Annotated in this window: 28 protein-coding genes, 1 tRNA gene and 1 pseudogene; 13 read left to right on the top strand and 17 right to left on the bottom strand. The window is 67.7% G+C overall.

The features are described 5' to 3' along the window. Positions 1-43 precede the first annotated feature (43 nt). Both B8W69_RS21165 and B8W69_RS21160 read left to right on the top strand, forming a co-directional pair. Entirely contained in the window at positions 44-613 is a 570-nt protein-coding gene (locus tag B8W69_RS21165; RefSeq protein ID WP_085291723.1) for a TetR/AcrR family transcriptional regulator, read from the top strand. Further along, the gene (locus tag B8W69_RS21160) at positions 610-2,151 is read left to right on the top strand and encodes a glycerol-3-phosphate dehydrogenase/oxidase (RefSeq protein WP_085291722.1); all 1,542 of its coding nucleotides are present in this window, start codon (positions 610-612) and stop codon (positions 2,149-2,151) included. Before B8W69_RS21165 ends, B8W69_RS21160 begins: the two co-directional genes overlap by 4 nt. Positions 2,152-2,157: 6 nt before the next feature. Here B8W69_RS21160 and B8W69_RS21155 read toward each other — a convergent pair whose 3' ends face one another. After that, complete coding sequence (locus tag B8W69_RS21155) at positions 2,158-2,517, bottom strand: hypothetical protein (RefSeq protein WP_085291721.1); 360 nt, start codon at positions 2,515-2,517, stop codon at positions 2,158-2,160. Positions 2,518-2,706: 189 nt separating this feature from the next. Here B8W69_RS21155 and B8W69_RS21150 point away from each other — a divergent pair, with 189 nt between their 5' ends. Next, positions 2,707-4,260, top strand: coding sequence for an FAD-dependent monooxygenase (locus B8W69_RS21150; RefSeq protein WP_085291720.1), 1,554 nt, complete (start codon positions 2,707-2,709; stop codon positions 4,258-4,260). A 21-nt stretch (positions 4,261-4,281) separates the two neighbouring features. Here the strand turns inward: B8W69_RS21150 and B8W69_RS21145 are convergent, their stop codons facing one another. From B8W69_RS21145 to aceE, 7 genes are all read right to left on the bottom strand, one after another. Continuing rightward, on the bottom strand, positions 4,282-5,703 hold the full coding sequence (locus B8W69_RS21145) for an acyl-CoA carboxylase subunit beta (protein WP_085291719.1): 1,422 nt from the start codon (positions 5,701-5,703) through the stop codon (positions 4,282-4,284). A 32-nt stretch (positions 5,704-5,735) separates the two neighbouring features. Then, positions 5,736-6,989, bottom strand: coding sequence for a 3-oxoacyl-ACP synthase KasB (gene kasB, locus B8W69_RS21140; RefSeq protein ID WP_085291718.1), 1,254 nt, complete (start codon positions 6,987-6,989; stop codon positions 5,736-5,738). 36 nt (positions 6,990-7,025) lie between these two features. Then, the gene (gene kasA / locus B8W69_RS21135) at positions 7,026-8,276 is read right to left on the bottom strand and encodes a 3-oxoacyl-ACP synthase KasA (protein WP_085291717.1); all 1,251 of its coding nucleotides are present in this window, start codon (positions 8,274-8,276) and stop codon (positions 7,026-7,028) included. After that, positions 8,273-8,620, bottom strand: coding sequence for a meromycolate extension acyl carrier protein AcpM (acpM, locus tag B8W69_RS21130; protein WP_065030511.1), 348 nt, complete (start codon positions 8,618-8,620; stop codon positions 8,273-8,275). Before acpM ends, kasA begins: the two co-directional genes overlap by 4 nt. A gap of 87 nt (positions 8,621-8,707) precedes the next feature. Then, a complete protein-coding gene (locus B8W69_RS21125; protein WP_085291716.1) occupies positions 8,708-9,616 on the bottom strand; it encodes an ACP S-malonyltransferase in 909 nt (302 codons plus the stop codon). 143 nt (positions 9,617-9,759) lie between these two features. Continuing rightward, the gene (locus B8W69_RS21120; protein ID WP_085291715.1) at positions 9,760-11,082 is read right to left on the bottom strand and encodes a PucR family transcriptional regulator; all 1,323 of its coding nucleotides are present in this window, start codon (positions 11,080-11,082) and stop codon (positions 9,760-9,762) included. Positions 11,083-11,206: 124 nt separating this feature from the next. Beyond that, positions 11,207-13,996 carry a pyruvate dehydrogenase (acetyl-transferring), homodimeric type gene (gene aceE / locus B8W69_RS21115; protein ID WP_085291714.1) on the bottom strand — a complete coding sequence of 930 codons (2,790 nt, stop codon included), beginning with the start codon at positions 13,994-13,996 and terminating at the stop codon, positions 11,207-11,209. A gap of 185 nt (positions 13,997-14,181) precedes the next feature. Between aceE and B8W69_RS21110 the strand changes: the two genes are divergently transcribed. From B8W69_RS21110 to B8W69_RS21095, 4 genes are all read left to right on the top strand, one after another. Next, complete coding sequence (locus B8W69_RS21110) at positions 14,182-14,769, top strand: Rv2240c family protein (RefSeq protein ID WP_064951638.1); 588 nt, start codon at positions 14,182-14,184, stop codon at positions 14,767-14,769. An 83-nt stretch (positions 14,770-14,852) separates the two neighbouring features. Beyond that, complete coding sequence (locus B8W69_RS21105) at positions 14,853-15,275, top strand: DUF3052 domain-containing protein (protein WP_085291713.1); 423 nt, start codon at positions 14,853-14,855, stop codon at positions 15,273-15,275. Next, the gene (locus tag B8W69_RS21100; protein WP_064951637.1) at positions 15,275-15,736 is read left to right on the top strand and encodes a peroxiredoxin; all 462 of its coding nucleotides are present in this window, start codon (positions 15,275-15,277) and stop codon (positions 15,734-15,736) included. The genes B8W69_RS21105 and B8W69_RS21100 overlap by 1 nt, the downstream gene beginning before the upstream one ends. Positions 15,737-15,790: 54 nt before the next feature. Further along, a tRNA-Val gene (locus tag B8W69_RS21095) sits at positions 15,791-15,862 on the top strand. Positions 15,863-15,982: 120 nt separating this feature from the next. Here B8W69_RS21095 and B8W69_RS30705 read toward each other — a convergent pair. Both B8W69_RS30705 and B8W69_RS21090 read right to left on the bottom strand, forming a co-directional pair. Beyond that, positions 15,983-16,129: a hypothetical protein gene (locus tag B8W69_RS30705; RefSeq protein WP_165762658.1), complete on the bottom strand. Its 147-nt coding sequence runs from the start codon at positions 16,127-16,129 to the stop codon at positions 15,983-15,985. A 103-nt stretch (positions 16,130-16,232) separates the two neighbouring features. After that, positions 16,233-16,859, bottom strand: coding sequence for an HdeD family acid-resistance protein (locus B8W69_RS21090; protein WP_085291712.1), 627 nt, complete (start codon positions 16,857-16,859; stop codon positions 16,233-16,235). Positions 16,860-17,134: 275 nt separating this feature from the next. On the opposite strand from B8W69_RS21090, the gene B8W69_RS21085 reads away from it, so the two are divergent. The 4 genes from B8W69_RS21085 to B8W69_RS21070 all read left to right on the top strand — a co-directional run bounded on the left by B8W69_RS21085 (position 17,135) and on the right by B8W69_RS21070 (position 20,751). Beyond that, on the top strand, positions 17,135-17,536 hold the full coding sequence (locus tag B8W69_RS21085) for a hypothetical protein (RefSeq protein WP_245843322.1): 402 nt from the start codon (positions 17,135-17,137) through the stop codon (positions 17,534-17,536). Next, the gene (locus B8W69_RS21080; RefSeq protein WP_110882012.1) at positions 17,533-18,021 is read left to right on the top strand and encodes a GreA/GreB family elongation factor; all 489 of its coding nucleotides are present in this window, start codon (positions 17,533-17,535) and stop codon (positions 18,019-18,021) included. Before B8W69_RS21085 ends, B8W69_RS21080 begins: the two co-directional genes overlap by 4 nt. A gap of 580 nt (positions 18,022-18,601) precedes the next feature. Beyond that, positions 18,602-19,531 carry a DUF732 domain-containing protein gene (locus B8W69_RS31845; protein WP_085291760.1) on the top strand — a complete coding sequence of 310 codons (930 nt, stop codon included), beginning with the start codon at positions 18,602-18,604 and terminating at the stop codon, positions 19,529-19,531. Between the two features lie 101 nt (positions 19,532-19,632). Next, the gene (locus tag B8W69_RS21070; RefSeq protein WP_085291711.1) at positions 19,633-20,751 is read left to right on the top strand and encodes an epoxide hydrolase family protein; all 1,119 of its coding nucleotides are present in this window, start codon (positions 19,633-19,635) and stop codon (positions 20,749-20,751) included. A gap of 4 nt (positions 20,752-20,755) precedes the next feature. On the opposite strand, the gene B8W69_RS21065 is transcribed toward B8W69_RS21070, so the two are convergent. From B8W69_RS21065 to B8W69_RS21055, 4 genes and pseudogenes are all read right to left on the bottom strand, one after another. Next, entirely contained in the window at positions 20,756-21,151 is a 396-nt protein-coding gene (locus tag B8W69_RS21065) for a VOC family protein (RefSeq protein ID WP_085291710.1), read from the bottom strand. An 11-nt stretch (positions 21,152-21,162) separates the two neighbouring features. After that, entirely contained in the window at positions 21,163-21,288 is a 126-nt protein-coding gene (locus tag B8W69_RS31840; RefSeq protein WP_281255245.1) for an SDR family oxidoreductase, read from the bottom strand. 15 nt (positions 21,289-21,303) lie between these two features. Continuing rightward, positions 21,304-21,940 (bottom strand): annotated as a pseudogene (locus tag B8W69_RS21060) (SDR family NAD(P)-dependent oxidoreductase). Further along, entirely contained in the window at positions 21,941-22,756 is an 816-nt protein-coding gene (locus tag B8W69_RS21055; RefSeq protein WP_085291709.1) for an oxygenase MpaB family protein, read from the bottom strand. 108 nt (positions 22,757-22,864) lie between these two features. Here B8W69_RS21055 and B8W69_RS30365 point away from each other — a divergent pair, with 108 nt between their 5' ends. Both B8W69_RS30365 and B8W69_RS21050 read left to right on the top strand, forming a co-directional pair. Beyond that, entirely contained in the window at positions 22,865-23,068 is a 204-nt protein-coding gene (locus tag B8W69_RS30365) for a hypothetical protein (RefSeq protein ID WP_133058018.1), read from the top strand. A 35-nt stretch (positions 23,069-23,103) separates the two neighbouring features. Continuing rightward, complete coding sequence (locus B8W69_RS21050) at positions 23,104-24,060, top strand: cobalamin biosynthesis protein (RefSeq protein ID WP_085291708.1); 957 nt, start codon at positions 23,104-23,106, stop codon at positions 24,058-24,060. On the opposite strand, the gene B8W69_RS21045 is transcribed toward B8W69_RS21050, so the two are convergent. From B8W69_RS21045 to B8W69_RS21035, 3 genes are read right to left on the bottom strand one after another with little or no spacing between them, the layout of a single operon-like run. Beyond that, entirely contained in the window at positions 24,042-24,884 is an 843-nt protein-coding gene (locus tag B8W69_RS21045) for an SURF1 family cytochrome oxidase biogenesis protein (RefSeq protein ID WP_085291707.1), read from the bottom strand. The genes B8W69_RS21050 and B8W69_RS21045 overlap by 19 nt on opposite strands. Continuing rightward, entirely contained in the window at positions 24,884-25,390 is a 507-nt protein-coding gene (locus tag B8W69_RS21040) for a low molecular weight protein-tyrosine-phosphatase (protein ID WP_085291706.1), read from the bottom strand. Before B8W69_RS21040 ends, B8W69_RS21045 begins: the two co-directional genes overlap by 1 nt. Beyond that, positions 25,383-26,084, bottom strand: coding sequence for an HAD-IA family hydrolase (locus tag B8W69_RS21035; protein WP_181447450.1), 702 nt, complete (start codon positions 26,082-26,084; stop codon positions 25,383-25,385). The genes B8W69_RS21040 and B8W69_RS21035 overlap by 8 nt, the downstream gene beginning before the upstream one ends. Positions 26,085-26,094 lie beyond the last annotated feature (10 nt).

Genomic DNA, 26,094 nt, shown 5'->3' with positions numbered 1-26,094 from the left:
GGCAACAGCCCCGGGGGATCGGTCATGCGTTACAGTATTACATATGTTGTTAATCCGTAACACAAAGTTGGACACCGGCGAGCGCATCCTCGCGGCGGCCGCCAGCTGCGTGGTGGATTTCGGCGTGGACCGGGTGACCCTCGCCGAGATAGCCCGGCGCGCGGGCGTCAGCAGGCCGACGGTGTACCGGCGCTGGCCGGACACGCCGTCGATCGTGGCGGCGCTGCTGACCCAGCACATCACCGAGGTGATGCGCGACGCCCCATTGCTCGGGAACGACCGGGAATCGCTTGTGCGACAGATAGTTACGGTGACCGATCTGTTGCGGGCGGACAAGTTGGTGATGTCGGTGCTGCACTCGGATCTCGCGTCGACGTACATCACCGAACGCCTGGGGACCAGCCAGCGCATGTTGATCGATGCCCTCGCCGCCCGGCTGCGGGCGGCTCAGCGGCACGGCAGCGTCCGGCTCGGCGACCCCGTCCAGATGGCAACCATGGTGTTGCTGATCGCCCAGTCGACCATCCAGTCGGCGGGGATCGTCGAACCGATGCTCGACGCCGACGCGCTGGCCACCGAGCTGGCCTACTCGCTGAACGGATACCTGTCGTGATACCCGATCCGACCGCCCTGAACGCCACGCGCCGCGCCGCCGATCTGGCCGCGCTCGCCGACGGGGAGGCGCTGGACGTCGTCGTGATCGGCGGCGGTATCACCGGGGCCGGCATCGCGCTGGATGCCGCGGCGCGCGGCCTGCGGGTGGCGCTGGTGGAAAAGCACGATCTGGCGTTCGGCACCAGCCGCTGGAGCTCGAAACTCGTGCACGGCGGGCTGCGCTACCTGGCGACCGGCAACGTGGGCATCGCCCGGCGCAGCGCCATCGAGCGCGGAATCCTGATGACGCGCAACGCCCCCCACCTGGTTCACGCGATGCCCCAGCTGGTTCCGCTGCTGCCGTCAATGAGCCCGGGCAAGCGGGCGCTGGTGCGTGGCGGTTTCCTTGCCGGTGACGCGCTGCGGTTTCTCGCCGGCACCCCGGCGTCGACCCTGCCCCCCTCGCGCCGGGTTTCGGCCCAGCGCGTCGTGGAGATGGCGCCGACCGTGCGGCGCGACGGCCTGGATGGCGGCTTCCTGGCCTACGACGGTCAATTGATCGACGATGCCCGACTGGTGACCGCGGTCGCACGCACCGCGGCGCAGCACGGCGCGCGGATCCTGACCCGGGTGTCGGCATCGCGGGCCACCGGCACCTCGGTGCGACTGACCGACCTGCGCGCCGGGGAATCGTTCGACGTGTCGGCGGGCGCGGTCATCAACGCGGCCGGGGTGTGGGCGGGCGAGATCGACGGCGCGTTGCGGTTGCGGCCCAGTCGCGGGACGCATCTGGTCTTCGATGCGCAGGCCTTCGGCAATCCGATTGCGGCGCTGACCATTCCGATTCCGGGCGAGCTGAACCGCTTTGTCTTCGCCATGCCCGAACAACTGGGCCGGGTTTATCTGGGGCTGACCGACGAAGCGGCTCCCGGCCCGATTCCGGATGTGCCCGAGCCGTCGGTCGAAGAGATCACCTTCCTGCTGGACACGGTGAATACCGCGTTGGGCACCGGGCTCACCGCCACCGACGTGATCGGCGCCTACGCCGGGCTGCGGCCGCTGATCGATACCGGCGAAGGCCGCACCGCCGACGTCTCCCGCGAGCATGCCGTCGTGGAATCGGCGTCCGGGGTGATCAGTGTGATCGGCGGCAAGCTGACCGAGTATCGCTATATGGCACAGGATGTGTTGGATCGCGCGATTCGGGTGCGCCGCCTGCGCGCCGGGAAATGCCAGACCCGCAACCTGCCGCTAGTCGGGGCGCCGGCCAATCCCGGCGTGATCGCGGCCGACGACACCGCGCTGCCGGCGTCGCTGGGGCAGCGCTACGGCGCCGAGGGCCCCAAGGTTGTCGCCGTCGCAGCCTGCGACCGGCCGACCGAGCCGGTCGTGGACGGAATCGACGTCAGCAGAGCGGAATTCGCCTACGCGATAACCCATGAGGGCGCGCTGGATGTCTCCGACATCCTCGACCGACGAACCCGGATCGGGTTGGTGGCGCGCGATCGGGAGCGGGCTGTCGCCGTCGCCGAGGAGTTCCTGGCGCGCTTCGGCTAGCCGAACCTAGTCCGACGACTTAGCGGAGTCCTTGTCGTCCTCGGAGTCTTTGTCGTCCTCGGAGTCTTTGCCGTCTGTGGAGTCTTTGTCGTCTGTCGAGTCTTTGTCGTCTGTGGAGTCTTTGTCGTCCTCGGAGTCTTTGTCGTCTTTTGACTCCTTGGACTCCTTGGACTCCTCGGTGGTGTCGGAGTCCGCGGCCTCTTCGAGCTTGGCCGCGAACTTCGTCAATAGGCCAGCGAGATCACGGGCCTCTTCAGCTGATATCGAATCGTCGAATATCCGTTTGTCGCTCTCCGATATGCGCGCGAGGTAAACCGCGTTGTTCTGGATGCCGACGTCCCACCGGCCCCCTTCTTCACGAACCATTCGATGCCGCCTTCTGACTAGGAACTGATTCCACTGACGCCCGCTGGTGCGTTGTTTACCCACTTCAGCTGAAGCGGCAACGGGCCCTCTGCGGGAATTTCTGGAGAACATCAACACCAATTGATGACAGTCAATATGTAATGACAGTTACTATCACTTTGTCGGGTTCTGGCGGTCGGAGGTGGTGCGGTGGCAACGCGTGTTCCGGTGCTCATCGTCGGAGCCGGCGTCGGCGGGCTGGCCACGTCGGCGCTGCTGGCCCAGCACGGGGTCCGCTCGCTACTGGTCGAGAAGCGACGGGAGTCCTTCCTCTATCCGAAGGCCCGCAATCTGAGTTTCCGCAGCTCTGAAGTGCTGCGCGGCCTGTGGCTTCGCGACGAGGTGCGCGCGGTCGCCGAACACGTCTCGGCGATGGTGGTCAGACCCACGCTGAACAGCGCCGTGGAAGAACCGGCGCTCGACGTCGAGGCGATTTTCGCCGGCCTGGACAAGCTGAGCCCCGAGCCGGCGGCACAGTATTGCCCGCAGAGTCGGCTCGAGCCGATACTGCGCGATGCGGCGCGACGAGGCGGCAGCGACGTGCGTTACGGCACGGAGTTGTCTTCGATCGAGATGGACGAGACCGGTGTCACCGCGGTGGTGCGCGACGCGGTGTCGGGGGAGCCGGAGACCGTCCGCGCCGACTATCTGGTCGGCGCCGACGGCGTGCACAGCCCGATCCGTGACTGGCTGGGCATCACCACATCCGGGTACGGCGCACTGCCGATCTACGTCGTCTTCGTCTACTTCCGGGCGCCGTGGCGACGGTTCCTCGCGGAGTTGCACGACGGCGACGGCGTGCAGGTCAAGAACGACGACGTGGACGGCATCTTCCTGGTCGTCAAGGACGATCTCGGCATGTTCATCACCACCTACTTTCCAGGCGCGGGCGAGACGGCCGAGCAGTTCACCCCGCAAGGCTGCCGCGAGGTGCTGACCAAAGCCTTCGGCGAGCCGATGGACATCGAGATCATCGAGGTGGCGGCATGGCAACCCTACGAACGGGTGGCCGACCAATTCCGTTGTGGGCGAGCATTTCTCGTCGGAGACTCGGCGCACACCATGCCACCGTTCAAGGCCGGGGGCGCCAACACCGCCATTCAAAGCGCGCACAACCTGGCGTGGAAGCTCGCCGCCGTTCTCGGCGGAGAAGCCGGACCCGAACTGCTCGACACCTACCAGGCCGAGCGTCATCCTGTGGGCCGATTCGCCGCGCGCCAGTCGCTCACCGGACCGTCGGTGGCGCTGCTGCGGGCGGGTAGCGACGTGCCGCAGTTGCCGGCCGACGAGGAGTGCTCGATGTTCGCCCTGCTTATCGGATACCGGTATCGCTCGGCCGCGGTCGTGACAAGCGATGCGGACGGCGACGGCCTGGTGGACGAGCTGCGCGCCCAACCCGGCACCCGGGTGCCGCACGTCTGGGTGCGCGAGGGCATCTCGACGCTCGACCTGCTGGGGCCCCGATTCACCGTGCTGTCCGGGGACGGGCGATGGTGTGCGGCAGCGGCTTCGGCGTCGCTGGCCGCGCATCGCTTCTACAGTGACGAGTGGGCCGCGGTCACCGGACTGCCGCCGGACGGGGCGCTGCTGATCCGCCCGGACGACTTCGTCGGGTGGCGCGTCGACGAACTTCCCGACGACCCCGAAGGGGCGCTACGGCAAGCGCTTTCGGCGATCCTGGGCCCGCTGGCGCCGCGAGCATAAGCGCGCTGGGGCGCCAAAAAATTACAGCGGGATGTTCTTGTGCCGGCCGCGACGCGCGGGCGCCTGGGCCAGCGCCTCGGTGAGCTTGCTGCGCGTGTGCGACGGGTCGATCTTCTCGTCGACCACGCCGATCTCGATGGCGCTGTCCACACCGCCCGCGATCCGCTCGTGCTCGGCGGCCAGCTGGTCATGCAGCGCTTCGCGCTCGTGATCCGCCGCGGCGGCCAGCTTCTTCTTGTGCAGAATGCCGACGGCGGCCTTGGCGCCCATCACCGCAACCTCGGCGTCCGGCCACGCGTACACCTTGGTCGCGTTGAGCGACCGCGAGTTCATCGCAATGTAGGCCCCGCCGTAGGTCTTTCGGGTGACCAGCGTGACGCGCGGAACCGTGCACTCGCCGAACGCGTGCAGCAGCTTGGCGCCGCGGCGCACCACGCCGCCCCACTCCTGGTCGACACCGGGCAGATAGCCGGGCACGTCGACGATCACCACCAGCGGAATGCCGAAGGCGTCACACAGCCGCACGAAACGTGCTGCCTTCTCGGCGCTTTCGGAGTTCAGGCAACCGCCCAGACGCAGCGGGTTGTTAGCCAGCACGCCGACTGTGCGGCCGGACAGCCGGCCCAGGCCGATCACCATCGACGGTGCCCAGTTGGCCTGGAATTCGTCGAACGGTGTCTCGGCGTCGAGGATCGCGGTCACGATCGGGCGCACGTCGTAGGCCCGCCGCGCCGACTCGGGCAGCAGCGCATGGATGTCGGTGTCACCGGCCTCGGCCTTGTTGCGGTCGAAATGCCCCTGCTGGCAGAACAACCCGACCAACCGCCGACCACGCTCGTACGCGTCGAGCTCGTCGTCGGCGACGATGTGGCACACCCCGGACTTCTTGTGGTGGGTCTCCGGGCCACCGAGCGAGCACATGTCCACGTCCTCGCCGGTGACGCTGCGCACCACGTCGGGCCCGGTGACGAACACCCGGCTGTCCGGAGCCATCACGATCACGTCGGTCAGGGCCGGCCCGTAGGCGGCGCCGCCGGCCGCGAAGCCGACGACCACCGAGATCTGCGGGATGTAGCCGGACGCCCGGATCATCGCCTCGAAGACCAGGCCTACCGCGTGGAGTGCCTTCACACCCTCGGCCAGCCGCGCACCGCCGGAGTGCCAGATGCCCACGATCGGGCTCTGTTCCTCGATGGCGGTGTCGTAGGCGTTGACGATGTGCGTGCAACCCTCGATGCCCATCGCGCCGCCCATGACGGTGCCGTCGGTGCAGAACGCGATGGTGCGCACTCCGTTTACGGTCCCCGCGGCGGCAAGGACGCCGGAACGATCGCGCTCGTGCAGCAGCTCGACGGTGTCATCGTCGAAGAAGGTGCTCAAGCGCAACAGCGGGTCGCGAGGGTCGAGCGACTCGCCAACCGTCTCGGGGGCCGTGATAGTCATCGCAGGTCTCCTGATATTCGGTGTTGCTCGGTTCAGTACCGCCCGAAGGCGATGGCCACGTTGTGTCCGCCGAAGCCGAACGAGTTGTTGATCGCGTACTCGTAGTTACCGGGACGGGGCTTGCCGGCCACGACGTCCAGGTCGATTTCGGGGTCGAGGTTTTCCAGGTTGAGCGTGGGTGGGACCACCTGGTCGCGCAGGGCGAGCACGGTCAAAATGGATTCCACCGCACCGACCGCACCCACCGAGTGGCCGAGGGCGGACTTGGGCGCGTACACCGCGGGCTTGTTGCTACCCAGGGCGTTGTTGATCGCCTTGCCCTCGGCCAGGTCACCCACCGAGGTGCCGGTGGCGTGGGCGTTGACGTGGTCGATGTCGCCGGGAGTGAGGCCCGCGAGCTGGATCGCCCGGCTCATGGCGTAGCCGGCGCGTTCGCCGTTGGGATCCGGCGCCACCATGTGGAACCCGTCCGAGGTGATGCTGGCCCCCATGATCCGGGCCAGGATGTTCGCGCCACGCGCCTTTGCGTGCTCCTCGGTCTCGATCACCATCAGCGCGCCGCCCTCGCCGAACACGAACCCGTCGCGGTCCCGGTCGAAGGGGCGGCACGCACCGGCGGGGTTGTCGTTGTTGGTGGACAACACGATGCGCATGTTGGCAAAGCCGGCGATGGGCACCGCCTCGATCTTCGTTTCCACGCCACCGCAGATCGCGATGTCGGCCTCGCCGAGCACGATCTGTTGCCAGGCCCGCGCGACGCCCTCCGAACCGGAAGCACAGGCCGAGATCGGCGTCATCACCCCGGCCTTGGCGTGCCGTTCCAGGCCGACCGCCGCAGCCGCGCCGTTGGGCATGTACTTCTGCACGGTCAGCGGGGACATGGCCCGGTAGCCGCGCGTGCGCATCTCGTCATACCCGAAGACGAGCTCTTCGGCCGAGCCCAGGCCGGTACCGATCGACACCATCAGTCGGCCGGTGTCGACCTCGGGCGAACCAGCGTTCTCCCATACCCGCCGGCCCAGAACGGTGGACATCCGCTGCAGGTAGCCCGACCGGCGCAGCTCGATGCGGGTGAGCTGACTGTCGAAATCCTCCAACAGGTGGCCGCCGATGCGGACCGGCAGGTCGTATTCCGTGACAAACGGATCCTCGAGAGTGCGGATGCCACTTTGCCCGTCTTGCAACAACTTCCACGTGTTCTCGGCATCGGTTGCCAGGGCGGTCGTCATGGCAATGCCAGTGACGACCACATTCGGGAGCGCTTTCCCGGTAACCAGCTCTGTCATGGGTCTTGCGAAAGTTCCTTCCGTGCTTGGCAGCGCTCAGTAACGCCCGAAGGCGAGTGCCACGTTGTGGCCACCGAACCCGAACGAGTTGTTGATCGCATAACGGAAGTCGCCGTAGCGAGGTTCGCCCGCGACAACGTCCAAGTCGATCTCGGGATCGGGGGTTTCGTAGTTGAGTGTTGGCGGTATCACGCCGTCCCGAAGGCTCAATACCGTGAGAACAGATTCCAGAGCCCCGACGGCACCGATGGAGTGCCCCAGAGCCGACTTCGGTGCGTACACGGCCGCCTCCTGGCAACCCGCGACGCGAATGGCGTTGGCCTCGGCCGTATCACCGATCGGGGTTGCCGTCCCGTGGGCGTTGACGTGGTCGACGTCCTTGGGGGACAACCCCGCCAACTCCAGCGACCGGGTCATTGCGCGACCGGCGCGCACGCCGTCCGCCGCCGGTGCCACCATGTGGAAAGCGTCCGAGGTGATGCCGGCACCCATCAACCGGGCCAGTGGCTTGGCGCCACGAGCCTTGGCGTGCTCTTCGGTCTCGATGATCATCATCGCCCCGGCTTCACCGAACACGAAGCCGTCGCGGTCCTTGTCGAACGGCCGCGATGCGCGCTCGGGCTCATCGTTACGCGTCGACATCGCCCGCATCATCGAGAACGCCGCGATGGGCAGCGCTTCGATGGGGCCCTCGACCCCACCGCAGACGGCGAAGTCCGCGTCACCCATGACGATCTGACGCCACGCGTGGGCGATGGCCTCCGAACCCGACGAGCAGGCCGAGACCGGGGTGATGACCCCGGCGCGGGCACCGAGCTGCAGGCCCACCACCGCCGCGGCGCCGTTGGGCATGATCATCTGAACGGCGAGCGGCGACACCTTGCGGGGGCCACCCTCGTTCATCAGGTCGTAGGTCTCAACGATCCGCTCGGCGCCGCCGAGCCCGGTGCCGACCACGACCGAGAACCGGTCGGGATCGACCTCGGGGCTACCGGCGGTCTCCCACAGCTGACTGCTCAGCAGCTTGGCCAACCGCTGGACATACGACATGCGCCGCATGTCCAGCCTGCTCATGAGCTCGTCGATGGGCTCCTTGAGGTGACCGCCGATCTTGACGGGCAGGTCCCACTTATGGACGAACTCGTCTTCGAGTACGTGGATGCCGCTTTCGCCGGCCAGCAATCCCTTCCACGTGCTCTCGATGTCCGGCGCGATCGAAGTCGTCGCCGCGACGGCGGTTACCACAACGTTGGGGTAACCGCCATTAGCAGTGGAAGGCTTGCTCACTTGGTGTCCGCTTCCAGCCTCGCCTTGACGTTGGCCACGGCGTCGGGGTTCTCCGACTCGAGCTTCGCCCGCAGTGCTGCGGCGGCCTCGGGGTCTTCTTCCTCGAGCTTCTGGATGTAGGAGACGACGTCACCGACGGTACGCAGACCGGCGAGGTCTTCGTCCGGGATCTTGACGCCGTACTTGTCTTCGGTCTGAACGGCGATCTCGACCATCGACAGCGAGTCGATGTCCAGGTCGTCGACGAAGGACTTCTCCGGGGTGACCTCGGAGGGCTCGATACCGGTCACCTCTTCGATGATCTCGGCGATACCGGCGATGATTTCTTCCTGGCTGACAGCCACAGCGTGCTTCCCTTCGTGATGTGTTGCGTGTTAGTCGAATTGACTTGATATGCGGTTGTACTGGTTGTGCAACTGGTCGAGCTGGCTTTAGAGCTCGGCCAAAGCGTCCAGGTCTGCGGGCGACTTGACGGCACGAGCCGTCACCCCCCGAAGTTCTCGTTTGGCGATGCCGGTGAGCGTGCCCGCGGGCGGGAACTCCACTGCCGCAGTGACTTCCAGGTCACGCAGCGTCGCGGTGCACAGGTCCCAGCGGACCGGCTGGGTCAGCTGATTGACCAGCGCCTCCATCGCCGCGGCCGCCGAGGCGACCGGCTTGCCGTCGCGGTTCGACAGCAGCTTGGCGGTGGGCTCGAACGTCTGAATGGCGGCCGCCGCGGCGGCGTAGCCATCGAGAGCCGACGCCATGTACTTGGTGTGGAACGCTCCGGCCACACCGAGGGCACGCACCCGGGCCTTCTCCGGCGGGTCTTCGGCCAGCTTCTCCAGCGCGGTCAGCGGGCCGGCGGCGACGATCTGCCCGGCGGCGTTGCGGTTGGCCGGGAACAGGTCGAGCTGCTCGAGACGGGCCAGGACCTCGCCCTCGTCGCCGCCGAGCACCGCAGACATGCCGGTCGGCTCGAGGGCGCAAGCCTTGGCCATCTCGGCGCCACGGGTGGCGGCCAGCGCGACGGCGTCGTCCGCGGCGATCACGCCGGCGATCGCGTAGGCGGCGATCTCTCCGACGGAGTGGCCGGCCACGACCAGGTCGGCGTCCGACAGCAGACCGCGCTTGGTCAGCTCCTGGTGGGCCAGCAGCGTGGCGGCCACGACCAGCGGCTGGGTGACCGCGGTGTCGGTGATCTCTTCGGTCGATGCGGTGGTGCCCAGGCGCGCGAGATCGAGGCCACTGGCCTTGGACCACAGCGCCAACTGGTCAGCGGCACCGGCGAGCTCCAGCCATGGCGAGAGCATCCCCTCGGTCTGCGAACCCTGTCCGGGCGCAAGCAATGCAATCACGTGTTTAAGAGAACACTGTGGAAACGGTTTTGGCGGGTGTAACAGATTATGAACCTCGTCTTAGCTTTTTGTGTAGACCCTACAAAACGGCTCCTTAAGCTACTGGTTTGATATCGTGGCGCGACCTGTCGCCTAAGTCACTGTCACCCGGATTGCCTCACAACGGCCCCTTTGACCGGCAGCGGGACCGCTGGCATGGCGTTGCCAGCGGCGCTGGACGGAGTGGTCGGATAGTTGAGCTGGCCGACCGTCGCTGCCACTCGCAGCACATATGCGTCACGGGGCTGCATGGGATCGCGGCCGGTGAAGTCGGTGATCCGCCTGAGTCGGTAGCGCACGGTGTTTGGATGAACGAACAACTTTCTGGCACAAGCCTCAATCGCGCCGCCACAATCTAAGTAAGCGTCAAGAGTCTCGATCAGCGTAGGACCGGCGTCGGCCAGCGGGCCCATCACGTCGGTGTGCAGCGCCACAATCGCCGACGCATCGCCCATCAGGGCCCGTTCGGGCAGCAGTTCGCGGGCCGGCACCGGACGTGGCGCCCCGCGCCAGCCGCCGACGGCGTTCATGCCGGATATCGCCTCGCTGGCGCTGTGGTAGGCGGCCGTCAGCATGGGCGCGGTAGGTCCGACGACCACGGGGCCGTCGGCGAACGCGACCAGCAGATCGCCCAGGAATTTGTCGGTTGGTGACAGTTGGCCGGAGACGATCGCGACCAGCCAGGTGCCGTGCACGTCGGTGAGGGCCGCGCGCCCGTGCTGTGCGGCGATATCGCGGACGTGCTGGCTCGCGCGCTCGCTGTCGTCCGGGCCGGTCGACCCGTCACGCCCGGGGGCCGGGGTGCCGACCACGACCGTCGCCGGGGCGGTGGTGTCCCAGTTCAGTGCGGCTGCGCGGGACAGCAGCTCGGGGCCGGTGTCGCCGCGGACAACCGCGTCGACGACGCTGGCCTCCATCCGGCTGTCCCAGGTCCCGCGGGCCTCGGCCGCGTTCGCGTAGGCGGTCGCGGCGGTGAACGCCAGGTCGCGGCTGTACTTGAGGATGCCCACCGTCAGCGCGGTCAGCTGCTCGTCGGAGCGGGCCAGCAGCGGGACGGCCTCTTCGAAGAAGTCCATGGTCACGCGCGCCATGTCGACGCTGTGGCGCAGCGCGATGCGGCGGGCGAGGTCCTGGGGCACCAGCTCAAACGCTTGCGCGGTGTGGCTGACGTTGCTGTGCGGGTCCTGCATCCACTCGGCGAAGTTGTTGATGGCTGTCTGCACCACCAACGCCATGCTGGCCCGCTGCGACGCTTCCAGGTCGGCGAAGAACGGCAACCGATCGCCCATCACCGAGACCGCTTCGGTGGCCAGCCGACCGGAGTACTGCTTCAGCCGCCGCAGGACGGAATCCGGCACGGTGTCCAGCAGCTCCAGGGGGGATCGGGGCTGCTTGGCGAACGGACCGGCGAAGGGGTTGTCATTCACCCCTAAAACCTACGCGCCTTTTCTGGAAGTTTCCGCCAAAGGCGGCGCGTGGCGTTCTTAAGAATGCCTCAAGGTTGCGGGTAGCGGGGTGCAGGTCCTGGGCCGAGCGAGGTGCGTCCCGGGGTCAGGCCACGCCGGGGTCGGACGTCTGCTCCGGGGCGGCCAGCACGTCGTCGATCTTGTACTGGCGGGCGGCCGCGATCGGCACCGACGGGTCGATCTCGCCGTCGCGGGCCAGCGCCTCCAGCACCGCCACCACCTGCGACTCGGCGTCGGTGTTGAAGTACCGCCGCGCCGCGGGCCGGGTGTCGGAGAAGCCGAACCCGTCAGTGCCCAGGGTGACGTAGGTGCCCGGCACCCAGGGCCGGATCTGCTCGGGCACCGCACGCATCCAGTCCGAAACGGCGACCACCGGCCCGACGGCGTTTGACAGGGCCTGGGTGACGTACGGGACGCCGGCCGGCCGGTCCGGATGGCGCAGCCGCGCCCGGTCGACGGCCACGCCGTCGCGGTTCAGCTCGCCCCAGCTGGTCACCGACCACACGTCGGCGGCGACGTCCCACTCCGCGGCCAGCATCTGCGCGGCGTTCAGCGCCGACGGCACCGCCACCCCCGACGCCAGGATCTGCGCCTTGTTGGCCCGCTGTTCGGTGGCGACGTGATACCGGTACAGGCCCCGCAGCACGCCCTCGGGGTCGAAGTTCTCCGGCTCCGGCGGCTGCACGTACGGCTCGTTGTAGATGGTCATGTAGAAGTACACGTCCTCGGGGTTCTCCCCGAACATCCGCGCCAGCCCGCTTTCCACGATGTAGGCGATCTCGTAGGCGAAAGCCGGGTCGTACGCGACCACCGCCGGGTTGGTGCTGGCCAGCAGCAGCGAGTGGCCGTCGGCGTGCTGCAGGCCTTCGCCGGTCAACGTGGTGCGCCCGGCGGTGGCCCCGAGCAGGAAGCCGCGGGCCATCTGGTCCGCGGCGGCCCACAGCCCGTCACCGGTGCGCTGGAAACCGAACATCGAATAGAAGATGTAGATCGGGATCATCGGCTCGTTGTGCGTCGCATACGACGTGCCGGCCGCGATGAACGAGCCCACCGACCCCGCCTCGTTGATGCCCTCGTGCAGAATCTGCCCGACTTCGCTCTCCTTGTACGCCAGCATCAGCTCGGCGTCGACGGCGGTGTAGAGCTGGCCGAGGCGGTTGTAGATCTTCAGCGACGGGAACCACGAATCCATCCCGAACGTCCGCGCCTCGTCGGGAATGATCGGCACGATGCGCGGCCCAACTTCCTTGTCCCGCAACACTTCCTTAAAGGTGCGCACGGTCGCCATGGTGGTGGCGACCTCCTGGGTGCCCGATCCCTTTTTCAGCGCGGCGTAGATGTCGCGGCCGGGCAGCCGCAGCGCCTTCGCCTTGGTCCGCCGCTCGGGCAGGAAGCCGCCGAGGGTGCGCCGGCGGTCGAGCATGTAGCGGATCTCCGGGGCGTCCGACCCGGGGTGGTAGTAGGGCGGCAGGTAGGGATTCTCGTCCAGCTGGGCATCGCTGATCGGGATCCGCATGGAGTCCCGGAAGTGCTTAAGGTCTTCCAGCGCAAGCTTTTTCATCTGGTGGGTGGCGTTGCGTCCCTGGAAGTGTGCGCCCAGCGAGTAGCCCTTGATGGTCTTGGCCAGGATGACCGTCGGCTGGCCCTTGTGGTCGAGGGCGGCCCGGTAGGCGGCGTACACCTTGCGGTAGTCGTGGCCGCCGCGCTTGAGGTTCCAGATCTCGGCGTCGGTCATGTTCTCGACGAGCGCCTTGGTGCGCGGGTCGCGGCCGAAGAAGTGGTCGCGCACGTAGGCGCCGTCGTTGGCCTTGTACGTCTGGTAGTCGCCGTCGGGCGTGGTGTTCATCAGGTTCACCAACGCACCGTCGCGGTCGGCGTGCAGCAGGGCGTCCCACTCGCGGCCCCAGACCACCTTGATGACGTTCCAGCCGGCGCCACGGAAGTACGACTCCAGCTCCTGGATGATCTTGCCGTTGCCGCGCACCGGGCCGTCCAGGCGCTGCAGGTTGCAGTTGACGACGAACGTCAGGTTGTCCAGACCCTCCAGCGCGGCGACGTGCGCCAGGCCGCGGCTCTCCGGCTCGTCCATCTCGCCGTCGCCCAGGAAGCACCACACATGCTGGTCGGACGTGTCCTTGATGCCGCGGTCGTGCAGGTAGTGGTTGAACCGCGCCTGGTAGATGGCGTCGAGCGGGCCCAGGCCCATCGAGACCGTGGGGAATTCCCAGAAGTCGGGCATCAGTCGCGGGTGCGGGTAGGAGGGCAGCCCGCCGCCGGCATGGCTGTGCTCCTGCCGGAAGCCGTCCATCCGGTCGGCGCTCAGGCGGCCTTCCAGGAACGCGCGCGCATAGATGCCCGGCGACGCGTGGCCCTGGATGAACACCTGGTCCCCGCCGCCGGGGTGCGACTTGCCGCGGAAGAAGTGGTTGAAGCCCACCTCGTACAGCGCCGCCGACGAGGCGTAGGTCGAAATGTGGCCGCCCACACCGACTCCCGGGCGCTGGGCGCGGTGCACCATGATCGCGGCGTTCCACCGGATCCACGCCCGGTAGCGCCGTTCGACGTCCTCGTCGCCGGGGAACCACGGCTCGAGTTCGGTCGGGATGGTGTTGACGTAATCGGTTGACGTCAGCGACGGGAGGGCGACTCGCTGCTCGCCGGCTCGTTCCAGCAATCGCAGCATCAGATAGCGCGCCCGCGACGGGCCGGAACGCTCCAGCAATTCGTCGAAGGACTCCAGCCACTCCGACGTCTCTTCCGGATCGATGTCGGGTAGGTAGGAGGCCACCCCCTCGCGGATCACCCGAACGCGGTCGGGTTCGGTTGCGCCGGTGGGGTTTGTGGCCAGATCGTGGCGCACGAACTCGGTTGTCAACGCACTACTCCTGTTGTGTGGCGGAATGTGTGCCGTAATGGGTGGGTCACACCCTGCCCACCATCGTGCCGCACGGGTCTTTCGCGCGGGTAGCCGACGTCGGATAGCCGCCGGAGCTTCGCCTGGCGAACGCCAACTCGGCGTGTATGGGGCAGGTGGGCAACCCACCCGGTAACGTCAGGTTCGTGCTCATCCGGTGGGGTGCCGTCGCTCAGACGCAGGTGAAGGCTGTACCCCGGCGCGGGGCATTGGCCCTCGGGTGTGTCGCCGTGACGCTGATGGGCATCGTCGGGTGCACCTCCGTCACCAACGGCACGGCAACGCCGGACACCAAAGTGGCGCCGGCCTACCGGCAGTCGGTGTCGGCGTCGGTGTCCGCGTCGTCGGTGACTTCGAGCGTCCGGGAATCTCAGCGGCAACAGTCGCTGACCACCAAGGCGGTGCGCACCGCCTGCGCCACGCTGATCACCACCAGCAAGAACGCGATCGACAAGACCAACGAATTTGTCAAGGCGTTCAACGCGGGAAGCGGCACCGGCCCGACCGAGGGCCCGGCCATAGACGCCCTCAACGACAGCGCCACCACGGTGGGCAACAGTTTCAGTGATGCGATGTCGCAGCAGATCAAGGACGCCTTCAACGCCTACATCGACGCCGCTCGCGCGGTGGCAAACGCCATCGGCACCCACGCGGGGACCGGGGAATTCAACAAGCGGGTCGATCAACTCAACGACACGAAAAAGAACGCGGTGAAACTGTGCCTGGCAACGTGATGATGCGGAAGTATGGACCAGGTTCTGGCTGTGCGACGATAATCCCCAATCGCATAGCGCGCGGACGTTAAGGAGGCTCCACGGTGGTCGCGGCGGATCACGCCCCGAGCTACGCCCGCAAGTTGGGCATCCAACGGGACGAAGTTGTCCAGGAGTGGGGCTGGGACGAAGACACCGATGACGAGATCCGCGCCGCGGTCGAGGAAGCCTGCGGCAGTGAGTTGCTCGACGAAGACACCGACGAGGTGGTCGACGTCGTACTGCTGTGGTGGCGCGACGGTGACGGCGACCTGGTGGACACCCTGATGGACGCGATCGGCCCGCTCGCCGAAGACGGCGTGATCTGGGTGCTGACGCCCAAGACCGGCAAGCCGGGCCACGTACTGCCGGCCGAAATCGCCGAGGCCGCCCCCACCGCCGGCTTGATGCCGACCTCGTCGGTCAACCTGGGGGACTGGAGCGCCAGTCGGCTGGTGCAGCCCAAATCCCGTGCCGGGAAGCGTTGATGCTGCCCGTCGGCACAGCCGCCCCGGATTTCACTTTGCGCGACCAGAACCAACAGCGCGTCACGCTGAGTTCCTATCGGGACGCCAAGAACGTTCTGCTGGTGTTTTTTCCGCTGGCCTTCACCGGGATCTGCCAGGGCGAGCTGGACCTGTTGCGTGACCACCTGCCCGAGTTCGAAAACGACGAGAGCGCGGCGCTGGCCATCTCGGTGGGACCGCCGCCCACGCACCGGGTCTGGTCGCTGGACAGCGGCTTCACCTTCCCGGTGCTGTCGGACTTCTGGCCGCACGGCGCGGTCAGCCAGAGCTACGGCGTGTTCAACGAGGACGCCGGCTACTCCAACCGTGGGACGTTCGTCGTCGATCGGTCCGGCATCATTCGCTTCGCCGAGATGAAGCAGCCCGGCGAGTCCCGCGACCAGCGGCTCTGGACGGACGCCCTGGCGGCCTTGCGGGCCTGAGGGGACTGAAAATTTTGGGAAGTTGGCCTTCGGGCAGGTAGCCTGCCCGGGCACGGGCGCGTAGCTCAGTGGTAGAGCTCTGGTTTTACACACCAGCGGTCGGCGGTTCGATACCGTCCGCGCCCACTGATATTAATCGAGGTCAGAGGCCTACCGGGACTGCGCCGGTCCCGGCGCGCAAACATTCGTTGTGCCAAGAGTGTGCCAACGGGGTTCGCACGCTTGCTCGAATCACGGCGTGTTCTTTCAGGCCGGCACCCCGCAATTGTTCTTCAACAGCCGGTCCGCGATGCTGCGGCGGGTGCTGTCACGGGCGGCGGCCTCGCGAACTTTGGCCGCTAACCGGAGCACCATGGTGGTGCGGTCGGGATTGAACGTGCCGTCGAAGTGCAAAACAAATCAGATCGATGCGCTTGTGGCGGCCCCAATCAGTCGGTCTGCACCGAAATCACCGCCACCGAACGCAGTGCTCGACGGCGGTGCGGTGACAGAAGCGCTACGCGGCCCTTTGCGGGCGCACCTTCACAGGTACCACGCCGCGGTCGCGTCGAGCATAGAACGCGGACACGACCTCGAACACGCCGAGGACAACAAGGGACGCGCCCGTCACCACGGCGAGCGTGACGATCGACGTGAGCGGCAGCAGCAGCATGACGATGCCAGCCAGCACGGACACGATTCCGAAGAAGATATCCCAGCCACGCCCGGACGTTTCAGTGCCGCTGATCGCCGCGACCGTCGTCGCAATCCCTCTGATGATGAAGCTGATACCGATGTAGATGGCAAACAGCAGGATCGCGAACGGTTGGCCGAAGTACCGAAAGGTCAGCACCGCGAGAATCACCGACACGGCGCCGCTAATGAAGAGCAGTGCGCGACCACCACCCGATAGCTCCGCTAGCTCCGCCGCCATCGCAATAAACAATTGTGCGCCGCCGAAGACGAGCAAAGATAAACCGAACAGCACCGTGGCGACGAGGACGGTCTTGCCTGGCCACACCAGCATCAGCACGCCGAGGATGATCGCCAGCACCCCGGACCCCAGCAATACTCTCCACTTGTGCGGCAGGAGTTTCGAGGGGTCGACGACCGGTGCTTCCGGCTGCCCCACAGCAGAAGTCACGAGAACCTCCCCCTAGATCGGGGTCATTGAGTTTCGAACAGCAGTCTTCTCGGCTGACGCGTCCACCGCGTGCACCCGTCAGGACGAAAATCGCACACCTCGCTCGTCCCCGCAGGATGGCCGGCTGAAATGTTGACGGGGGACCGCGAACACGCCGACCAGCGCAGCGTTGCGGCACGCTGTCATGCCATGTCCTCGCAGGCCCACGATCCACCCTGGAATCGGGCCTGAGTAGGGGAAGCGGTCTACGTCGTTTGTGCCTAATGCTCATAGGCATGAGTAGCACCGACAACGCGCGGCGGGACCGTCTCGATCAGCGCTCGTTTCGTCTGGGCGCCGGGTTCAAGGAACAGGAACGCGACCAGGTCCTCGAAGAGCTGTCCGCGCTGGGTCCGCACCTGGCCAGGTGGGATCCGAGCGAGGTCGAAGTCGACGTGTCCGTGCGCGAGCGCGGCGGTAAAGAGCAGCGCGTAACGCTCCGCGCGTTTCTGCCGGGCTGCCCGCCGCTCGTGGCGGTTGGATACGACCGGGATCTCATGCGGTCTCTCGCCGAAGCCAAGCGGGACCTGATCACTCAGATCGATCGGCACAAGACGGAGCGTGAACCCAAGAGCAACCGTCGGCTGCGGCGCGACACCATCCGCCACCCCGGGTCGAGCGCGGGCGCGGGGTCGTGAGCAAGGACAGCCGGCCGGCGACGCTGACGCCGGACGAGCTCGCCCTTCTCGAGGCCGAGCTGGAAAAACTGAAGCGGCGGCGCGAGCGCGTGGCGGCCGACCTCGACAGCATCCGGGATACGGCCGGCGACCTCGTCGACGCCGATGCGGCGGACCAGATTGGCCTCGCCGACGAACTGACCTCGATCGACGACCGGATCGCCGAAATCAACTGGCATCTGCGCGGTGGGCGGCCCGAGTCCGAGGTGCCGGGCGCGCTTCCGGACGGCACCGAGGTGACGCTGCGCTTCCCGGATGGGGAGCTCGTTCACCTGCGGGTGGTCGCGATCGTCGGAGACGTGCCGGTCGTGGACGAGCACACGTTGGCGCCGGACAGCCCGATGGGGCTCGCCCTGGCAGGCCACCAGCCAGGGGACGTCGTGACATTCGAGACGCCGCAGGGACGACAGCAGGTCGAGCTGGTGGCGGTCCGGTATCCCGACTAAAGCCTTGGCGCGCACGTGAACTGATCAGCAGACCCTGCGCGGCCTACGAGCACTCTGAGGGGTCGGGCGCCGAGGGCTGATGCCGCCTCGGAGTTGTTATACACGTGTTTCGTAATCTGGATAGGGATTCGCTAGGCGGATAACAGTTAACCCGCAGTACACGCCCAGATAATGTCTCTGTCGCCTAAAAAACCCTGAAAGTACGATTTTTTTCATGCCGTCGGCTAACGGCAATACGTTTGCTGGGTATGCCATCCTGCGGTTGTTGGGATGTTTCGGGATGGGCGAGGTCTACTTCACCCGGTGTCCCCGTTTGGCCCGCGGTAAACCGCTCAAAATGCTGAGCACCGGCGTCTGCGCGGACGACGTCCACCGTCTGGTGACACAGACGGATCCGGCGACCGCGCCAGGACGTCTTACGTGGTGCGCGTCAACGACCGTGCGCTCCACATCCGCCGGCGACATCCCCATCGTGAAAATTGCGTTGGGGACGCGCTGGCGCGCAGGCGATCACACCTGCGGCATAAGTGATTATCCAAAGTCCGCGCGGGACGGGCTCTCGCAGAACGGAAATCCTGTCATGTTCACCGCCACCACCAGGTGCGCCGGCGTCACCAGCCATGCCGGCGTGCTGGTTACCACCCTTGTATTGCTAAGCGGCGCCGCAATTCTGCGCGGCGGTGCAGCAACGGCTGACTCAAACGAAGACGACCAATTCCTGGCGCTGCTCGCTCAAGAAGGCATCCCCGCCCTCGAAGGCGTGCCAAGCCTCGTCGACGTCGCTCATAAAGTCTGTCGCGCACTGGATGCCGGCATTCCCGCGGACCGGGTACTGGACGCGATGGTCGAGTATGCGGGAAGCAACGATCCGCCCGAGCGCTTCTACGCCCCCGGCCGCCTCGCGCGCACCGAAGCACGGTTCATCACCGCGTCGGTGGGTGCCTACTGTCCATACGACCGGAGCAAAATCACCTTCCTGGTCACCGATCCGACATCGCGATGGAACGATCCGGCGCATCGGATGTCGGACAACATCCGCAACGCGGTCAACTCGCGCGACGACCGGCGGGAGCCGCATGTGTCGCCCAGTGGCGCCCTCGCGACGGGGCCCTCCGCCGGCGAGCCGTTGGACTTCAATGTGAATGCCGCGGCGCTTGTCTCGTCGACTGGAGCGGTTCCTGCCGGAGAGGTCACCCAGCCGAACCCGCCGCAGCTTCCGGCGCCACCACCGCCGTTGGCGCACCTGGCACCACCCCAGCCGATCGCGGCACCGCCTCGGCCGCAACGGGTGCCGCCGCCGCCACAGTCGCCGCCTGTTCCCAGGGTTGCTCCGCAGCCGGGGGCCGCACCCGGCAATGGCGGCGGTGGAAGCACGGGCGGTGATCTTCCAGCGGCGCCGCCGCCGGCACCGCCCGAGGCGCCCCCGCCGCCGGCACCACCCGTGCCGCCGGTGCCACCAGCGCCGCCCCCGCCGCCCATGGCGCCGGGCTTTGTCAGGCTCGCACCCTGAGAGAGTGACTACGCTCGGCGGCCCGCAGGGGCGTTCGTGTTCACGCATGCGACAGCGGGGGCGTGTGCGGCGCCGATTGTACTCGGGAGCACTATGAACGCGTGAAACCCTTCCGCATCGACGTTCCCGACGACGTTCTCGACGATCTGCGATCGCGGCTCGCCCGCACGCGTTGGCCCGAGGCCGAATGCGTGGACGACTGGAGCCAAGGCGTGCCGTTTGCCTACACCCGCGAACTGGCCGACTACTGGGCCAGCGGCTACGACTGGCGTTCGCGAGAGGCCGCGCTCAACCGCTTCGATCAATTCACCACCGAAATCGACGGGCTGGACATCCATTTCATCCACCAGCGGTCCCCGCACGCCGACGCCTTCCCGCTGGTGATCACGCACGGCTGGCCGGGCTCAATCGTGGAGTTCCACAAGGTGATTGAGCCGTTGACCAACCCTGCCTCGGGCCGCGCCGAGGACGCCTTCCACGTCGTTTGTCCGTCGCTGCCGGGCTACGGGTTCTCGGGCAAGCCCACCCACACCGGCTGGGGCGTGGAAAAGATCGCCGAGGCATGGGAAACGCTCATGCTGCGCCTGGGCTACGACCGCTACGGCGCCCAGGGCGGCGATTGGGGTGCCGCGGTCACGACCCAGATCGGCCGCAATGTCGGCCACTGCGTGGGCATCCACCTGAACATGCCGGTCGGCCGGCCCACCAAGGACTCGCTGGCGAACCCGACCGAGGAGGAGCAACGAGCGTTGGCCGGGTTGGCCAACCACCGCAAGTGGGGCACCGGCTATTCCAAGCAGCAGTCCACCCGGCCGCAAACACTGGGCTACGGCCTAGCCGATTCGCCCACGGGACAGCTGGCCTGGATCGTCGAAAAGTTCTGGGACTGGGCCGATTGTGACGGGCACCCCGAGAACGCGGTCAGTCGCGACGAGCTGCTCGACAACGTGATGGTCTACTGGGTCACCAACACCGCCGCGTCCTCGGGCCGCCTGTACTGGGAGAGCTTTGCGGTGTGGGGCGGCGGGGACCGCGTCGAATTGCCCACGGGCGTAGCGGCTTTCCCCGAGGAGCTGCTCAAGGCGCCGCGCAGCTGGTGCGAGCCGGTCTACAACATCACCCACTGGACGGACATGCCCCGGGGCGGCCATTTCGCGGCGTTCGAACAACCGGAGCTGTTCGTCGAGGATCTGCGCGCGTTCTTCGCGACGGTGCGCTGAGCGATCAGCCGGGCGGGGCGAAGAACTCCAGCGCGATGCCGTCGGGGTCGCGGAAACTCAGCCCCGAACCGTACGGTGCATCCACGATGCCGCCGTGCTCGATGCCCAGTTCGCCCAGCCGGGTGACCCACTTCTCCAGCTCGCCGCGGTTGGCGCAGCCGAAGCCGACGTGGTCGAGGCCGACACGATGTTCGCTGAACCGTTCGTCGGGTGCCGGGTGGTCGTGCTGATGAATGCCGAATACGGTGCCGCCGTCAAGCATCCACACCTGGTGGTGGAAGCCGGCGTCGGTGTGCTCATCGAGGATCGGGTCGGCGCCGAGCAGGTTGCGGTACCACCGCCCGCTGACTTCGAGGTCGCGCACCGTGACCGCGACGTGGCTGAGCGCTGGAAACGTCATGCCGTGCCACGCTAGTCCGCTTTGCGCGGTTTGCCGACCATCGGGCCGCTGGCCGAGTACCCACCGTCCACGGCCAGCGCGGCGGCGGTGACGAAGGATGCCTCGTCGCTGGCGAGAAACAATGCGGCGGCGGTCAATTCGGCGGGTTCGCCCTACCGTGCCGTCGGCATCGGCAGGTAACCACCGGGCGGCACGTCGTCGTCGGGTTTGGCCCCGGCCAGGCCGGTGTAGGTCATCCCGGGGCAGATCGCGTTGATGCGCACGTTCGTCCTGGCGTAATCCAGCGCGGCGGATTTGGTCGTCTGCACCACCGCGGCGTTGGCTGCGGCATAGCAGGACAAGCCTTTCCAGCCGACCAGCCCGGACGCCGACGCGGTGTTGACGATGGAGCCGCCGCCCGCCTCGAGCATCGCTGGGATCGCGAATTTCATGCCGAGGAACACGCCTTTGAGATTGACGGCCAGGATCTTGTCGAACATTTCTTCGTCGGTGTCGGCCAGGGCCGCGTGCGGCCCACCGAATCCGCGTTGTTCAGCAGCACATCCACCCGGCCGAAGCGGTCGACGGCGGCGGCGACCATGCGTTGGACGTCGTCGGCGTCGGTGACGTCAACGTGCACCGGCAGCGCGACGTCGCCGAGCCGGCGGCGATCTCGCGCTCCTGCCCGCTGACGTCGGCGCAGACGACCCGGGCTCCCTCGTCGGCGAACCAACGGGCCGCGGCCCACCCGATACCAGAGCCTGCGCCGGTGATGATGGCGACCTTGCCAGCGAGACGATCCTGCGCCATCTAGACGATCCGCCGGCCCTGGCGCGCGCGGGATCGCATGTCCCGCAGGTAGAGCCGGTAACCGAAGATCCAGGCCCGGTGCGGGATCAGCCGGTCGGCCAGCCGCAGGGCCGCCAGCAGCCAGTCGAAGCGGCGCTGCCGGCCCGGCGACCAGTCCAGCCCCATCAACTCCCGGAACTCAGGAGCCAGAAACCCCGTCGTCGCGAACAGGTTGAACGGCCCCGCCAGCACCCGCAGAGGCCACGGCAGGAACGCCAACGCAGCCACGCCATGCAGATGCTCGCGCACCGGAGGGTCGATGCGCAGCTCGTCGAGGGAGCGTTTCCAGTACTCGTCGAACGCGGCCCGGTCCGGCGGCCACATCCGCTCGGGCACTTGCAGTGTCGTGCCCAACTTGCTGGCGTCTCGGTAGACCGCGTCGGCCGTCGCGTCATCCAGCGGGCCGTGCAGGAACTCGTGCTGGTCGATGAAGTACCGGTACAGGCACGCCGCCACCCACAGCTGCAACTTGGGGTCAAAAGCGTTGTAGGACATCGGGCTCGACGACGTCGACCGGACCTGCCGGTGGGCGACGTCGACTGCCGCGCAGATCAACGCACGGTCGTACTCGGTCCCGATGGTCGCCGCCGCCAGATAAGTGCCGGTGGTGCGGGCCCGCTTGAACGGATGCTTGTAGACGTTGCCGCTGTCCACCGGGCTTTCCAGCACTCCATAGCCGACGCCGGGCAACGACAACTGCATGATGACGTTCGCGGCCGGCAGCAACGCCGCCGCCGGGTTCAGCAGGTCGGCGACCCGGGTCGCGGGACGCTTCACCGCGCACCATGCCTGCCGGGACTCATGCCTTCGAGTAGACCATCGCCGGATCGGCACGATCAATGATCTCCGCGTTATATCCACCCGAGAATGGGCACGCATGGCCGGATGAGCACTGAACCTGGCAATGAAAGTCCTCCACCCCCCGACCCGCCGAACCTGTCGCCAGGCGGGAAATCGGGCGTCGTCCCGTCGGCCAGCCCCCAGATGACGCGCACCGCCGGCAAGTTCAGACACGGCTGGGGGCTGTGGTGGACGCTGAACGTCCTGATCGTGCTGGTCATCGTCGTCGTGATCGTGGCGGTCGCCTAGTCGGCGGGGACGCGGGGGTGTGAGACGCTGCCGAGGTGGTTGCGAGGCGGACCCGGATCGCGGGCGTGGCGATCGGCTATCTGGCCGACCGCGCGCTGGGCGACCCGCGCCGCGGCCATCCGGTCGCGCAGTTCGGCCGGGCCGCGGCGGCGCTGGAGAATGTGACCTACCGCGACAGCCGGGTCGCCGGGGTGGCCCACGTGGGCGTGCTGATCGGGGCGCTGGGCCTGCTGGGCCTGGCGGTGGAACGGGCCGCGGCGCGGCGCGGCCGGGTGTGGTCGCTCGCGGCGGCCGGCGCGGCCACCTGGGTCGCGTTGGGCGGAACCTCGTTGGCGCGCACCGGCCTGGACATGTCGGAGCTGTTGGAACGCGGCGACGTCGACGCCGCACGCCGGCTGCTGCCGTCGCTGTGTGGGCGCGATCCGGCGTCACTGGACGAAGCCGGCCTGGCCCGCGCGGCACTGGAATCGATCGCCGAGAACACCTCCGACGCCCAGGTGGCGCCGCTGCTGTGCGCGGCGGCCGGTGGCGTGCCCGCCGTGCTGGTGTATCGCGGCATCAACACCCTGGACTCGATGGTGGGTTACCGCTCGCCGCGCTATCTCCGATTCGGTTGGGCCGCAGCGAGATTGGATGACGTCGCCAACTACGCCGCCGCGCGGGTGACCGCGTCGCTGGCGGTGCTGCTGGCGCCGCTCGTCGGCGGATCGCCGTCGGGCGCGGCGCGGGCCTGGCGCCGCGATGCCGCCCGCCATCCCAGCCCCAACGCCGGCGTCGTCGAGGCGGCCTTCGCCGGGGCGCTGGGCGTGCGCCTGGGCGGGCCCACGCAGTACCGCCACGAGCTGCAGATCCGGCCCACCCTCGGCGACGGCCGGGCCCCGGCGGTGACCGACCTGCGGCGCGCGGTGGCCCTGTCGTCGCTGGTGCAAACCGGCGCTGCGGTGTCGGCGGGGCTAGTGGTGTACCTGTCGGGTTACCGCCGCCGGCCGTAGCGATCGGCGAGTTTGGCCTCCACGGACTGCGGTACGTCGGGCACATCGGGCGTGGGTGCCACCTCGGGCGACGGCCGGTGTTGCTTCTCCTGGCGGCGGGCACGGATCTCCGAGTAGGCGAAGTAGCCCAATCCGATCGGGGCGAGGATGCCGAACGCGATCCACTGGATGCCATAGGACAGGAACGGACCGGCGTCCAGCTGCGGCACGCCGACCACGCCGAGGCCGCCGGGCTGACCGTCGATCAGTTGCAGGTAGGGCCCGGCCAGCGGGACCTTGGTCAGCACCGCCACCTGTTCGGTGTCGATCGAATACACCTGCTGCACACCGTCTCCCACGAAGGGATCCTTGTTCACCGCGGCGGTCTCGGAGTTGCGCAGCCGCGCCGTGATGGTCACCGTCTGCGTCGGGGGGCGGGGGATGGGCGGGACATGGGACCCCTCCAGGGGCCGCACGTAGCCGCGGTCGACCAGGACGGTCGGTCCGCCGTCGACGACGAACGGCGCCAGCACCTCGAACGCCGGCTTCGAATCGATCACCCGCAACCGGGCCAGCACCTGCACGTCGGGCAGGTAGTGCCCGGTGGCGGTGACCTGGCGCCACTGGGCGCCGGGAGCCGCTGAATTCTGCTGCGGCAGTAGTGTTTTCAGCGGGACGGGCGGGGTGTTCAGCGAGGATTCGATCTGGCGGTTCTCCTGCGACGTCCTGCTGTGCTTGCCCAGCTGCCACGGTGCGAGCACCGTGAAGCACAGATAGGCGAAGGCGACCACCACCAGGGCCAGCACGATCCAGCCCGGGCGCAGCGGAAAGGGCAGGCGGCGCATCACGTGGATCCGTTCTGCGCGAGCCGCTCGTCGACCCAGTCATGCAGGCCCGGCAGCGCGGCCTCGATGACCGTGTACACGCGCTCGAAGTCCCCAACGTCGCCGTAGTACGGGTCGTCGACGTCGGGGGTGTGCGCGCCGGTGCGCGGATCGAAAGACCGCAGCATCCGGACGCGGTCCTCGTCGGCGCCCAGGTGCCGCAGCATTCGGGCGTGGTTGCGGTCCAGGGCCACCACCAGGTCGGCGCCCAGGTGTTCGGCGTCGACCTGGGTGGCGCGGTGCTCGCATGCGTAGCCGTGGGCGCGCAGCACGCCGGCGGCCCGCTCGTCGGCGCACTCACCGACGTGCCAGTTGCCGGTGCCGGCACTGCTCACTCGCACCGCGTCGGCCAGGCCGCGCCGGCGCAGCTGGTCGGCGAACATCTTCTCGGCCATCACCGAACGGCAGATGTTGCCGGTGCACACGAACGTGACGTGCAGCGGTTCGCTCGTCGCGGCGTCAGACACCCAGCGCCCTCCGTAATTCGTCGATGGTCGCGGCGTGCGTCACGCCGGATGCGGCCGCGCGGTCGGGAAAGTCGGCCTTGCCGTAACCCCAGCCGACCACCACGGTGTCGATGCCGTGGGCGGCCGCGCCGTGCACGTCGTGGCTGCGGTCACCGACCATCAGCACCCGGTCGGGCAGCGGTTCCAGCTGTGACAGGGCGTGGGCCAGCACCTCGACCTTGGCCTTGCGTGAACCGTCGGGGCTCGCGCCGGCGATGACCTCGAAGTGCTGGTCGAGCCCGAAGTGGGCGAGGATGCGCCGGGCCGTCGGCTCCAGCTTGGAGGTGGCCACCGCCAGCCGCACACCAGCGGCGCGCAGGTCCACCAGCAGCGCCTCGATCCCGTCGAAGAGCGCGTTCATCGCCCAGCCCCGGGCCCCGTACTCGGCGCGAAAGGCCGCGATCGCCTCCTCGGCGTCGTCGCCGAGCTCCATGGCCCGGAAGGTGTCGTCCATCGGCGGGCCCACGATCTGCGCGACGAGGTCGCCGGGCGGCACCGGGGCGCCGATGTGCGCGAGCGCGTGCAGGAAGCTGGCGACGATCCCCTCCGCGGAGTCGGTCAGCGTGCCGTCCAGATCGAAGATCACCAACTGCGCCCCACCCGGGGCGGTGGCGTCGCCGGGGGCCCGGCGATCGGCTGACGTTGTGCCTGTCACCTCACCATTG

The sequence above is a fragment of the Mycolicibacterium vulneris genome (assembly GCF_002104765.1).
Taxonomy (GTDB): Bacteria; Actinomycetota; Actinomycetes; order Mycobacteriales; family Mycobacteriaceae; genus Mycobacterium; species Mycobacterium vulneris.
Note: the sequence above shows the minus strand (reverse complement) of the source record. Positions and strands in the feature narration are given on the sequence as shown.

Excerpts from the sequence above, each read along its gene's own strand:
- B8W69_RS21165 (WP_085291723.1), top strand. The coding sequence starts at position 44 with ATGTTGTTAATCCGTAACACAAAGTTGGACACCGGCGAGCGCATCCTC.
- B8W69_RS21155 (WP_085291721.1), bottom strand. The coding sequence starts at position 2,517 with ATGGTTCGTGAAGAAGGGGGCCGGTGGGACGTCGGCATCCAGAACAAC.
- B8W69_RS21145 (WP_085291719.1), bottom strand. The coding sequence starts at position 5,703 with ATGACTATCACGGCCCCCGAGACGGTTGGCGAGTCGCTCGACCCTCGC.
- kasB (WP_085291718.1), bottom strand. The coding sequence starts at position 6,989 with ATGACAGAGCTGGTTACCGGGAAAGCGCTCCCGAATGTGGTCGTCACT.
- B8W69_RS21100 (WP_064951637.1), top strand. The coding sequence starts at position 15,275 with ATGCTGCCCGTCGGCACAGCCGCCCCGGATTTCACTTTGCGCGACCAG.
- B8W69_RS21085 (WP_245843322.1), top strand. The coding sequence starts at position 17,135 with ATGAGTAGCACCGACAACGCGCGGCGGGACCGTCTCGATCAGCGCTCG.
- B8W69_RS31845 (WP_085291760.1), top strand. The coding sequence starts at position 18,602 with ATGTTCACCGCCACCACCAGGTGCGCCGGCGTCACCAGCCATGCCGGC.
- B8W69_RS21065 (WP_085291710.1), bottom strand. The coding sequence starts at position 21,151 with ATGACGTTTCCAGCGCTCAGCCACGTCGCGGTCACGGTGCGCGACCTC.
- B8W69_RS30365 (WP_133058018.1), top strand. The coding sequence starts at position 22,865 with ATGAGCACTGAACCTGGCAATGAAAGTCCTCCACCCCCCGACCCGCCG.
- B8W69_RS21045 (WP_085291707.1), bottom strand. The coding sequence starts at position 24,884 with ATGCGCCGCCTGCCCTTTCCGCTGCGCCCGGGCTGGATCGTGCTGGCC.